This is a genomic window from Streptomyces sp. NRRL S-244 (assembly GCF_000717915.1).
Classification (GTDB): domain Bacteria; phylum Actinomycetota; class Actinomycetes; order Streptomycetales; family Streptomycetaceae; genus Streptomyces.
In genome coordinates, this window is record NZ_JOCX01000029.1 from 53,581 (window position 1) to 64,398 (window position 10,818).

Here is a 10,818-nt window from a genome sequence, read left to right on the forward strand (position 1 = left end):
GGCCGGCCGCGAAAGGGCCAGCGAAAAGACCGCGAAAGGGCAGGTCAGCCCGGGTAGACCGGAGCCCGGCCGCCCGGCGCCACCGTGCGCCACTGCGCCCCCGGCGGCAGCCACACGATCCCGTCCTCGTCCGAGTGCGCGACCACCGGCTTCTTCTCGTCCTCCGTCGCCGCGACCGCGTCCAGCCCCGTCGCCCCGGGCAGGCTCGCCGCGACCATCGACCCGTCGGCCAGCATGTACCGGGCCTGCACGACCCCGCCGTTCTCCCGGCCCACCACCAGCAGCCGCCCGCGCGGCGCCCAGCTCAGCGCCGTCACGCTCGCCATCTGCGGGGCCGCCGGACGCAGCTCGCGCACCGACACCACCGCCGCGTCGGCCTTGCCCTCGGGCCGCTCGATCCGCCCGATGTACAGGTTCTTGCTGTTCCCCGACTGCACCAGCAGCGCGATCCGCACCCCGTCCGGCGAGGCCTTCAGCCCGGTGATCCGCCCGCCGCCGAGCCCGGACACATCGATCTTCTGCGGGACCCCGGTCCCGCCCGGCACCCGGTACAGCGCCGGATTCTGCGGATCCTGGTCCGCGATCCACAGATCGCCCGCCGCGTCCCAGCTCGGCGTGCCCAGCCCGTTCGGCTTGGCGCCCTTGCCCGTCAGCACCGGCTGCGGCATGGGTCCGGCCGTCGTCAGGTTCACCAGGTACAGCCCGTGCCCGTCCTCGGACACCACCGCCGCGCGCTTCTCGTCGTACGAGACGGCCGCGGAGCCGACCTTGAACCCGGGGTTCCCGGCGGTGGGGGACAGCGGCCCCGGCACCTGCTCGGGGCGGTACTGCTGGTCCTCACTGGTGACGTCGAGCTTCATCCGGACGAACCGGCTCTCGCTGTCGACGTAGTACTGGTACTCGGGGCTCGGCGGCCGGTGGGCGATCGTCGCCGCGGCCACGTCGGTCACCGAGCACAGCGAGGACCGGTCCGAGCGCAGCAGCTCGACCCGCGCCATCCGAGAAGACGTCAGATCCTGCACGGTGTACATGAGTTGCGCGGCCATCTTCTCGCACTGCGGCTGCGCGACGTTGTCGACCTTGTCGTTGAGCGGCACCTTCAGCACGTTCTGCCCGTCGTACGTGAGGGACTTGGTGCCCTCCCGCAGTCCGGTGCCGGTCGGGAAGCTCGAAGTGACCACGGGCCCCAGCCACTTGGACGGACCGGCCAGCAGCGACTGCACGGTCTGCGTGGTGGGGTCCATCCGGGAGTCGGGATCGCTGCGCTGGCGCACGTACACGGGGTCGGCAACGAGGCTGCCGCCCGCGAAGTAGTACTTGTTGACCGGCATGTAGATGCGCTGGAAGTCGGACTCGCTGAGCACGAGGCCGCTCGGCGGCGTCGCGATCCGCCACTGCTTGTTCTCCTGGACCAGTTGGAGGTACTCCTCGTAGCGCCGCCCCGAGGGCTCCGGCTGGTACGCGCTGCGCTCGTCCACCGTCGCGAGCTGCTTGCCGGTCATCTTCCAGCGGGGCCCCGGGGCGTCCTTCTCGTTGCCCACGGAGAACCGGTCGATGCCCGCGGAGAGCACGGTGACGGCGGAACCGGGCTTCCAGTTCTTCGCCGCCTCCTCGGTGAGGTACTTGCGGGCGGTCTGCAGCTGCGGATCGTCGCTGGTCATGGCCTCCAGGAAGCCGTCGACGATGTCGGCCGGACCGGCCTTGTCGGCCGGCGGCACCCCGAACACCCGCACCTGCGAGTCGACGCCCTGCGAGGCCTTCACCTCGCGGATCTCGCCGTGGTCGGGCATGGAGGCGCAGCCCGCCAGCAGCAGCCCGGCCGCGCCGAAGGCGTACGCCCGCACCGTCCGCCACCGGCGGCGGCCGTCCCTGCGCGCCACCCGTGCGGGCTCAGCGTCCACCTGCGCCATCCTCCTGTGCTGCTGCCGCCTGCTCGGCGTCGGCATCGGTGTCGGCAGCGCGCTCCGCCGCCGCCTGGTCGGGATCGGCCGGGCGGGCCACGACGCGGGCCCCGTTGCCCGGCAGGGCCGTCGGGTCCGCGGGCACCGGCAGCGCACCGGCGACCGCCGAGCGCGGCGGTATCGGCGACCGGTCGCCCCGGCCCGGGCCCTGCTGCGCCTTCGGGGACGCCTGCGCGCCCGCCGCCTCGGCAGCGGCCCTGGCCCGGTTGGACCGGGAGTCCTCCGGCTCCAGCGGGATCGGGGACCCGCGCAGCGGCTCGTCGGCGGTCCGCGGCAGGGTCAGCCGGAACTGCGAGCCCCCGCCCGGCTCGCCCCACGCCTGGAGCCAGCCGCCGTGCAGCCGCGCGTCCTCGACGGCGATGGACAGGCCCAGGCCCGTACCGCCCGTCGTACGCGCCCGCGCCGGATCGGCCCGCCAGAAGCGGTTGAAGACGCGGGTGGCCTCGCCGGGCTTGAGCCCGACCCCGTAGTCCCGTACGGCCACCGCGACGGCCCCGCCCGCCGAAGCGAGCCGGACCACCACATCGCGGCCCTCGCCGTGCTCCACGGCGTTGACGACGAGGTTGCGCAGCACCCGCTCCACGCGCCGGGAGTCGGCCTCGGCTATGACGGGCTGGGTGTCGCCCAGCACCCGGATCCGGGTGCCCTTGTGCTCGGCGAGCGGCTCGGCGCCGTCGATGACCCGGCGTACGACGTCCCGCAGGTCGATCGGCTCCGCCTCCAGGGCCGCGGCGCCCGCGTCGAACCGGCTGATCTCCAGCAGGTCCGCCAGCAGCGACTCGAAGCGGTCGAGCTGCCCGGCGAGCAGCTCGGCGGAGCGGGCGGTGATCGGGTCGAAGTCGACCCGGGCGTCGTGGATGACGTCGGCTGCCATCCGTACGGTCGTCAGCGGCGTCCGCAGCTCGTGCGAGACGTCGGAGACGAACCGGCGCTGCATCCGCGACAGGTCCTCCAGCTGCTGGATCTTGAGCTGGAGGTTCTGCGCCATCTTGTTGAAGGCCTCGCCCAGACGGGCGATGTCGTCCTCACCGGTGACCTTCATCCGCTCCTGGAGCCGCCCGGCCGAGAGCCGCTCGGCGATCCCGGCGGCCATCCGCACGGGCGTCACGACCTGCCGTACGACGAGCCAGGCGATCGCGCCGAGCAGCACGACCACGAACACGCCCGCGGTGGCGATGGTGACCTTGATGAGGTTGAGGGACTCCTCCTCCTGCGTGAGCGGGAAGAGGTAGTACAGGTCGTACGGGTCCCCGTTGATGTCGGTGAGCCGCTTGCCCACGACCAGCGCGGGCTCGGGCGCCTTGTCCCCGGAGCCGGCGGTGTACCGGATCTGCGAGAACGTCTTGAAGGTCCCGGTCGCGTGGTTGACGTCGCGGCGCAGTGCCGCGGGAACGCTCGCCGTCGGGTCCACGTTCCCGGAGGCCCGGGCGCCCTTGACGCCCGAGACGAACGGCCCGCTCGGCTGCCCGCCGGGCTGCCCGCCCGTATCGGGGCCGGCGCCGAGGGCGACCACCTCGAAGGCGGTCTGGCCGCCACTGGCGAGCTGCTTGACCAGCGAGTTCATCCAGGTACTGGCGTCCCGGCCGACCTTGTTGTCGGTGGCGTCGGGCCCGTCCACCGCCGAGGGCGTGTTGGCCTTCTCCTGCGCGACGGCGAACCCGCCCGCGGCCTGGCTCTGCGCGGCCTCCTCCTTGGCGTCGAGGAGCCCCTTGCTGACCTGGGCGATCACCACGAACCCGAGCGCGAGGACCACGGCCAGCGACATCAGCAGCGTCGCGGCGACCACGCGCAGCTGGATGTTGCGCCGCCACAGCCGGACAGCCGGAAGCAGCGGCCGTCGTACGAGGCGTACGAACAACCGCAGCACAGGGCCGCCCGGCGCTCCGTCGGCCATCTGACGGAGCTGCCGGCCTCCCCGCAGGACTCCTCGGCGGGAGCCGCTGTGGGGCTTGCCGGGCGGCACGTCAGCTCGGTCCGGCCTTGTAGCCGACACCGCGCACCGTCACGACGATCTCGGGGCGCTCCGGGTCCTTCTCGACCTTGGAGCGCAGCCGCTGCACATGCACGTTGACCAGGCGGGTGTCCGCCGCGTGCCGGTAGCCCCAGACCTGCTCCAGCAGCACCTCACGGGTGAACACCTGCCAGGGCTTGCGCGCGAGGGCGACCAGCAGGTCGAACTCGAGCGGGGTCAGGGCGATCGAGGCGCCGTCGCGCTTGACCGAGTGCCCGGCCACGTCGATGACCAGGTCACCGATGGCCAGCTGCTCGGGCGCGGGCTCCTCCGACCGGCGCAGGCGGGCCCGGATGCGGGCCACCAGCTCCTTCGGCTTGAACGGCTTGACGATGTAGTCGTCGGCCCCGGACTCCAGGCCCACGACGACGTCCACCGTGTCGCTCTTCGCGGTGAGCATGACGATCGGCACGCCTGATTCGGCCCGGATCAGCCTGCAGACCTCTATGCCGTCCCGTCCGGGAAGCATGAGGTCGAGCAGCACGAGATCCGGCTTCGCCTCGCGGAAGGCAGCCAGTGCCTTGTCGCCGTCCGCTACGAACGACGGCTCAAAACCTTCTCCACGCAGCACAATGCCGAGCATCTCGGCCAGCGCGGTGTCGTCGTCGACGACAAGGACTCGTCCCTTCATGCTTGACATCATCCCATTAGCTAATCGTTACCTGGCGGTGAGCTGTCCCACAGCCAAAAGGGCTGGAAATCGCCCTTCGGACCTGCGTGGAGATCAGGGCGACCAGTCTGCCCCGGATCCGGGCGACAATTGAAGGCGCGGGCCGCCTGAGATCCGGGGGGACGGCCGGTCCGCTCAACGTTCCCACGTGGCACGATGGCAGCCGACCAGCGCCCCCCGCAGTGCACGTGAAGGAGCGACGATGAACGACTCTCCGGGCTGGGCCGTGCCCGGACCCTCCCCGTCCGACGGCGAGCGGCCGGGCGCACCCGACGGCCAGGGCGGCACCGAGGGCGCGCAGCCGCCCGCGCAGCAGCCGCCCGCCGGCGGGCCGAAGTGGTCCGCCGAGCAGCCGCCGCCCGGCGAGTGGTCGAGCCCCGGCACCCCCCAGGCGCCGCAGGCACCCCAGACCCCGCAGCAGCCCCCGCAGCAGCCGCAGCCGGGCGCGGGCTGGGGATCGTACGCAGGCCCCCAGAGCGGCCAGGGCGGCGGCCAGTACGCCTACCCCGGCGGCCCCGGCCAGTGGGGCAAGCCCCCGGCCGCCAAGCCCGGAGTGATCCCGCTGCGCCCCCTGGACCTGGGCGAGATCCTCGACGGCGCCGTCGCCACCGTGCGCAGCCACTGGCGCTCGGTCCTGCCGATCACCCTCGTCGTGGCCACCGTCGTGCAGCTCATCAGCGTGCTCGTACAGAAGTACACGCTCTCCGAACTGCCCGCCCCCTCCAACGACGAACCGAACCTGAGCGAGCTCGTCGACACCCTCGGCAGCAGCATGCTCGCCCTCGTCGCGAACGGGTTCATCCAGCTCATCGGCACCATCGTGGCCACCGCCATGCTCACGATGATCTTCAGCCGCGCCGTGCTCGGCCACAGCTCCACGATCGCCACCGCCTGGCGCGAGGCTCGGCCCCAGCTGCTCCGCCTGCTCGGGCTCACCCTCCTGCTGGGCCTCGGCGGCGCCCTCCTCGTCGGCGTGCTGATCCTGCCCGGCATCGCCCTGCGCAGCATCGGCCTCGGCATCCTCGGCGGCCTCGCCGCCCTCCCGCTCGTCCTCTGGCTCGGCATCAAGTTCAGCCTGGCCTCGCCCGCGCTGATGCTGGAGAAGAGCAGCGTGGCCACCTCGCTGCGCCGCTCCTCGCGGCTCGTCCAGGGCTCGTGGTGGCGCATCTTCGGCATCACCGCCCTGACCGGCCTCATCACCACCTTCGTCGCGGCCATCATCGTCTGGCCGCTGACCGCCGTCGGCCTCGCGATCGGCCTCGCCGGCGCCGGACCGACCGCCCTGGAGAACGGCACCGCCGCCACCGGCTGGGCCCCGCTCATCCTCTCGGCGGTCGGCGCCGTCATCGCGCAGACCATCACCATGCCGATCCAGTCGGGCGTCACCGTCCTCCTGTACGTCGACCAGCGCATCCGCCGCGAGGCCCTCGACCTGGAGCTCGCCCGGGCGGCGGGCCTGGAGAACTACGGCTCGGACCCGGCCGCACCGCCGACCGGAGGCTGATGCACCGATGATGAGTACGGGGGGCCTCATCACGCGCTCCGCGGCGCTCCTGCCGGCCGCGGAGAAACCACCGGTGACGACACCGCGCGACCCCGCCCGCGAGGCGGCCGAACGCGAACTGTCGAAGCCGCTGTACCACCAGGACGACCCGGGCCTGCTCCAGCGCGCCCTGGACCGGTTCTGGGAGTGGGTCGGCAACCTCTTCGACCACGCCTCGGGAGCCACCCCCGGCGGCACCCTGGGCCTGGTCGCCATCGCCGCCCTCGTCGTCCTCGCCGTCGCCGCCCTGTGGTGGCGGCTCGGCTCCCCCCGCCGGACCGCCACCGGCGCGGCCGGGGTCTTCGGCGACGCCCTGCGCAGCGCCGCCGACCACCGCAGCGCCGCCGACGCACACGCCGCCGCCGGCCGCTGGACCGAAGCCGTCCAGGAGCGCATGCGGGCCGTCGTCCGCTCCCTGGAGGAGCGCACCGTGCTCGACCCCCGCCCCGGCCGCACCGCCGACGAGGCGGCCGCCGAAGCCGCCGCCGCCCTCCCGGACCACGCCGAAGCCCTCCGCACCGCGGCCCGCACCTTCGACGACGTCACGTACGGCGCCCGCCCCGCCACCGCCGAGATGTACGCCCACCTGCGCACCCTGGACCTCTCCCTGACCCAGGCGAAGCCCCTGCTGACGGGCCCCCGGTCATGAGCGCCCCCACCCCGCCCGCGTCCGCCGCCCCGCCCGCGTCCGCCGCCCCGGCCACCGGCACGCCCCGTACGACCCCCGCCGCCCTCTGGCGCCGCGGCCGCGGCTTCCTGATCTGCCTCGGCATCCTCCTCGTCGCCGCCGTCACGCTCGCCGCCCTCGCGTCCGGCAGCCGCCACGGCCGGCTCGACCCCCGCTCCGCCGACCCCGACGGCAGCCGGGCCGTGGCCGAGCTGCTCCAGGCCCGCGGAGTCACCACCCGCGTCGTCACCACCGCCCGCGAGGCCGCCGCCGCGGCCGGCCCCGGCACCACCCTGCTGGTCACCGGCCCCGACCGGCTCGGCGAGACCCAGCGCCGCGCCATCCGCTCCGCCATCGACCTCTCCGGCGGCCGCACCGTCCTGCTCGCCCCCGGCAGCCTCAGCCTCCCCGACCTGGCCCCCGCCGCCCGCACCAAGGGCACCGCGTTCGACCAGAACCTCGACCCCGGCTGCCCCCTGCCCGCCGCCGCCTCCGCCGGCCGCGCCACCACCGGCGGCGACCACCGCTACACCACCGACGGAGCCACCGCCGCGGCCTGCTACCCCAGCGGCGGCCACCCCACCCTCCTCGTCCTCCCCTCCGGCACCAAGGGCGGCGACACCGTCCTCCTCGGCTCCGAGACGGTCCTCCTCAACAAGAAGCTCGCCTCCGAGGGCAACGCCTCCCTCGCCCTCCAACTCCTCGGCTCCCGCCCCGACCTCGTCTGGTACCTGCCCTCCCTCGCCGAGGTCCAGGACGAGGACCCGGCCCAGGAGCAGGGCTTCCTCGACCTCCTCCCCCGCGGCTGGAGCTGGGCCCTCCTGCAACTCTTCGCCGCCGCCGCCCTCGCCGCCCTCTGGCGCGCCCGCCGGCTCGGCCCCCTCGTCACCGAGAAGCTGCCCGTCGCCATCCGCGCCTCCGAGACCACCGAGGGCCGCGCCCGCCTCTACCGCAAGGCCGGCGCCCGCGACCGCGCCGCCACCGTGCTGCGCGCCGCCGCCCGCGAACGCCTGGCGGCCCTGGTCGGCGTACCGCCCGCGCAGGCACACGACCCCGCGGCCCTGCTCCCCGCCGTGTCCGCCCGCCTGACGGAGGGCCACGGGGACCTGACCGGCCTCCTCTTCGGCACCACACCCACCACCGACGCGGCGCTCGTCGCGCTCGCCGACCACCTCGACGCCCTCGAAAGAGAGGTCCGCACCTCATGACGGCCACCACGGACAGCGCCCGCTCCTCCCTGGAAGCGATCCGCACCGAGATCGGAAAGGCCGTCGTCGGCCAGGACTCGGCCGTCACCGGTCTCGTCGTCGCCCTCCTGTGCCGCGGCCACGTCCTCCTTGAAGGCGTGCCCGGCGTCGCCAAGACCCTCCTCGTACGGGCCCTCGCCGCCTCCCTCGAACTCGACACCAAGCGCGTCCAGTTCACCCCGGACCTGATGCCCAGCGACGTCACCGGCTCGCTCGTCTACGACGCCCGCACCGCCGAGTTCTCCTTCCAGAACGGCCCGGTCTTCACCAACCTCCTCCTCGCGGACGAGATCAACCGGACCCCGCCCAAGACCCAGTCCTCCCTCCTCGAAGCCATGGAGGAGCGCCAGGTCACCGTCGACGGCACCCCGCGCAAGCTGCCCGAGCCGTTCCTCGTGGCCGCCACCATGAACCCCGTCGAGTACGAGGGCACCTACCCCCTCCCCGAGGCCCAACTCGACCGCTTCCTCCTCAAGCTCACCGTCCCCCTCCCCTCCCGCGAGGACGAGATCGGCGTCCTGACCCGGCACGCCGCCGGCTTCAACCCCCGCGACCTCCAGGCCGCGGGCCTGCGCCCCGTCGCCGGCCCGGCCGAGCTCGAAGCCGCCCGCGAAGCCGTCGCCAAGGTGTCCGTCTCCCCGGAGATCGCCGGGTACGTCGTCGACGTCTGCCGCGCCACCCGCGAATCCCCCTCCCTCACCCTCGGCGTCTCCCCGCGCGGCGCGACCGCCCTGCTGGCCACCGCCCGCGCCTGGGCCTGGCTCACCGGCCGCGACTACGTCACCCCCGACGACGTCAAGGCCCTCGCCCTGCCGACCCTGCGCCACCGCGTCCAGCTCCGCCCGGAGGCCGAGATGGAAGGGGTCACGGCCGACGCCGTCATCACCGCGATCCTGTCCCACGTCCCCGTCCCGCGCTGATGGCCCTCACCGGACGCGCCGCCCTGCTGGCGGCCCTCGGCAGCATCCCCGTCGGCATCCTGGAACCGAGCTGGACGGGGATGCTCGCCGTCAACGGCACCCTCGCCCTGGCCTGCGCCGTCGACTACGCCCTCGCCGCCCCGGTCCGCGGGCTCACCCTCACCCGCTCGGGCGACACCTCCGTGCGCCTCGGCGAGCCCGCGGAGGTCCACCTCACCGTCACCAACCCGGGCACCCGCCCGCTGCGCGCCCGCGTCCGCGACGCCTGGCCCCCCAGCAGCTGGCTCCCGGGCACCGAGACCGACGCCTCCCGGCACACCCTGGCGATCCCGGCCGGCGAACGCCGCCGCATCACCACCCGGCTGCTGCCCACCCGCCGCGGGGACCGGCGGGCCGACCGCGTGACGATCCGCTCGTACGGGCCGCTCGGCCTGCTCGCCCGCCAGGGCACCCACACCGTCCCCTGGACGGTCCGGGTCCTGCCGCCCTTCACCAGCCGCAAGCACCTCCCCTCGCGCCTGGCCCGCCTGCGCGAACTGGACGGCCGCACGAGCGTCCTGACCCGCGGCGAGGGCACCGAGTTCGACAGCCTCCGCGACTACGTCCCCGGCGACGACACCCGCTCGATCGACTGGCGGGCCACCGCCCGCCAGAACAAGGTCGCCGTCCGCACCTGGCGCCCGGAACGCGACCGGCACATCCTGATCTGCCTGGACACCGGCCGCACCTCGGCGGGCCGCGTCGGCGACGCCCCCCGCCTGGACTCGGCCATGGACGCGGCCCTGCTGCTGGCCGCGCTCGCCTCCCGCGCCGGCGACCGCGTCGACCTGCTGGCCCACGACCGCCGCACCCGCGCCCAGGTCCAGGGCCGCTCGGCCGGCGACGTGCTCCCTGCCTTCGTCAACGCCATGGCCACGCTGGAACCGGAGCTCGTCGAAACCGACGCCCGAACGCTGGTCTCCACCATCCTCCGCAACGCCCCGCGCCGGTCCCTGGTGGTCCTCCTGACGAGCCTGGACGCCGCCCCGACAGAGGAAGGCCTGCTCCCGCTCCTCCCCCGCCTCACGCAACGCCACACGGTCCTGCTGGCCTCGGTGGCGGACCCCCGCGTCGAGGAGATGACACGGTCCCGCGGCACTCTCGACGCGGTCTACGAGGCCGCGGCCGGCACCCAGTCCCAGGCCACCCGCCGCCGCACGGCGGACCAGCTGTCCCGCCACGGAGTCCACGTGGTCGACGCCACCCCGGACACCCTGGCCCCCGCCCTGGCCGACGCCTACCTCTCCCTGAAGGCCGCGGGCCGCCTCTAGCCGGTGTCCGACTGGCTACGCTGGTCGGGCACCCACCGGGAGGACCCGCCATGGCCGACTTCACCCCCGAGCAGATGCGCCGCATGCACGATTTCGCGGAGCAGCTCGCGGAGCCGGCCGAGCACCAGACATCCGCGACAAGCTGCACGACTACCCGCGGATGGGAGTGCCCCTGTACGTCGTCGTGGACCCCCGCAAGGACAAGAAGACCGTCACGGTGCACAGCGACCCCTCAGAGGGACCCGACGGCACCCGCTACCGCAAGAAGATCCCCTACGCGTTCGGCGACACCGTCACCGCCGGCCGCTGGACGCTCGACACCACCAACCTCAAGAGCTATCCGTCCGAGTGGTAAGGACGGCGGGGGCGGGACCGCTCCACGCCAGACGACCCGTAAACGCAGAAAAGCCCCGTACCGGATACCCGGTACAGGGCTTTTCTACAATGATTGTTCGGCGGCGTCCTACTCTCCCACAGGGTCCCCCCTGC

Annotated in this window: 9 protein-coding genes; 6 read left to right on the forward strand and 3 right to left on the reverse strand. The window is 73.8% G+C overall.

What is annotated here, in order from left to right; all coding sequences use genetic code 11:
- Positions 1-44 precede the first annotated feature (44 nt).
- From IF02_RS0127095 to mtrA, 3 genes are all read right to left on the reverse strand, one after another.
- Complete coding sequence (locus IF02_RS0127095; RefSeq protein ID WP_324603789.1) at positions 45-1,901, reverse strand: LpqB family beta-propeller domain-containing protein; 1,857 nt, start codon at positions 1,899-1,901, stop codon at positions 45-47.
- Positions 1,891-3,855, reverse strand: coding sequence for an MtrAB system histidine kinase MtrB (gene mtrB, locus IF02_RS0127100; protein ID WP_199809288.1), 1,965 nt, complete (start codon positions 3,853-3,855; stop codon positions 1,891-1,893). Before mtrB ends, IF02_RS0127095 begins: the two co-directional genes overlap by 11 nt.
- Before the next feature lie 70 nt (positions 3,856-3,925).
- Positions 3,926-4,615, reverse strand: coding sequence for a two-component system response regulator MtrA (gene mtrA / locus IF02_RS0127105; RefSeq protein WP_189973359.1), 690 nt, complete (start codon positions 4,613-4,615; stop codon positions 3,926-3,928).
- Between the two features lie 229 nt (positions 4,616-4,844).
- Between mtrA and IF02_RS0127110 the strand changes: the two genes are divergently transcribed.
- The 6 genes from IF02_RS0127110 to IF02_RS0127140 all read left to right on the forward strand — a co-directional run bounded on the left by IF02_RS0127110 (position 4,845) and on the right by IF02_RS0127140 (position 10,684).
- Complete coding sequence (locus IF02_RS0127110; protein WP_030161400.1) at positions 4,845-6,146, forward strand: hypothetical protein; 1,302 nt, start codon at positions 4,845-4,847, stop codon at positions 6,144-6,146.
- Between the two features lie 7 nt (positions 6,147-6,153).
- Positions 6,154-6,834: a DUF4129 domain-containing protein gene (locus tag IF02_RS0127115; protein ID WP_199809289.1), complete on the forward strand. Its 681-nt coding sequence runs from the start codon at positions 6,154-6,156 to the stop codon at positions 6,832-6,834.
- Positions 6,831-8,060 carry a DUF4350 domain-containing protein gene (locus IF02_RS0127120; protein WP_030161405.1) on the forward strand — a complete coding sequence of 410 codons (1,230 nt, stop codon included), beginning with the start codon at positions 6,831-6,833 and terminating at the stop codon, positions 8,058-8,060. Before IF02_RS0127115 ends, IF02_RS0127120 begins: the two co-directional genes overlap by 4 nt.
- Positions 8,057-9,019: an AAA family ATPase gene (locus IF02_RS0127125; RefSeq protein ID WP_030161408.1), complete on the forward strand. Its 963-nt coding sequence runs from the start codon at positions 8,057-8,059 to the stop codon at positions 9,017-9,019. Before IF02_RS0127120 ends, IF02_RS0127125 begins: the two co-directional genes overlap by 4 nt.
- Positions 9,019-10,329 carry a DUF58 domain-containing protein gene (locus IF02_RS0127130; protein ID WP_030161410.1) on the forward strand — a complete coding sequence of 437 codons (1,311 nt, stop codon included), beginning with the start codon at positions 9,019-9,021 and terminating at the stop codon, positions 10,327-10,329. Before IF02_RS0127125 ends, IF02_RS0127130 begins: the two co-directional genes overlap by 1 nt.
- A 160-nt stretch (positions 10,330-10,489) precedes the next feature.
- Positions 10,490-10,684: a hypothetical protein gene (locus IF02_RS0127140; protein ID WP_030161413.1), complete on the forward strand. Its 195-nt coding sequence runs from the start codon at positions 10,490-10,492 to the stop codon at positions 10,682-10,684.
- Positions 10,685-10,818 lie beyond the last annotated feature (134 nt).

Excerpts from the sequence above, each read along its gene's own strand:
- IF02_RS0127110 (WP_030161400.1), top strand. The coding sequence starts at position 4,845 with ATGAACGACTCTCCGGGCTGGGCCGTGCCCGGACCCTCCCCGTCCGAC.
- IF02_RS0127130 (WP_030161410.1), top strand. The coding sequence starts at position 9,019 with ATGGCCCTCACCGGACGCGCCGCCCTGCTGGCGGCCCTCGGCAGCATC.
- IF02_RS0127115 (WP_199809289.1), top strand. The coding sequence starts at position 6,154 with ATGATGAGTACGGGGGGCCTCATCACGCGCTCCGCGGCGCTCCTGCCG.
- IF02_RS0127125 (WP_030161408.1), top strand. The coding sequence starts at position 8,057 with ATGACGGCCACCACGGACAGCGCCCGCTCCTCCCTGGAAGCGATCCGC.
- mtrB (WP_199809288.1), bottom strand. The coding sequence starts at position 3,855 with ATGGCCGACGGAGCGCCGGGCGGCCCTGTGCTGCGGTTGTTCGTACGC.
- IF02_RS0127140 (WP_030161413.1), top strand. The coding sequence starts at position 10,490 with ATGGGAGTGCCCCTGTACGTCGTCGTGGACCCCCGCAAGGACAAGAAG.
- mtrA (WP_189973359.1), bottom strand. The coding sequence starts at position 4,615 with ATGATGTCAAGCATGAAGGGACGAGTCCTTGTCGTCGACGACGACACC.
- IF02_RS0127120 (WP_030161405.1), top strand. The coding sequence starts at position 6,831 with ATGAGCGCCCCCACCCCGCCCGCGTCCGCCGCCCCGCCCGCGTCCGCC.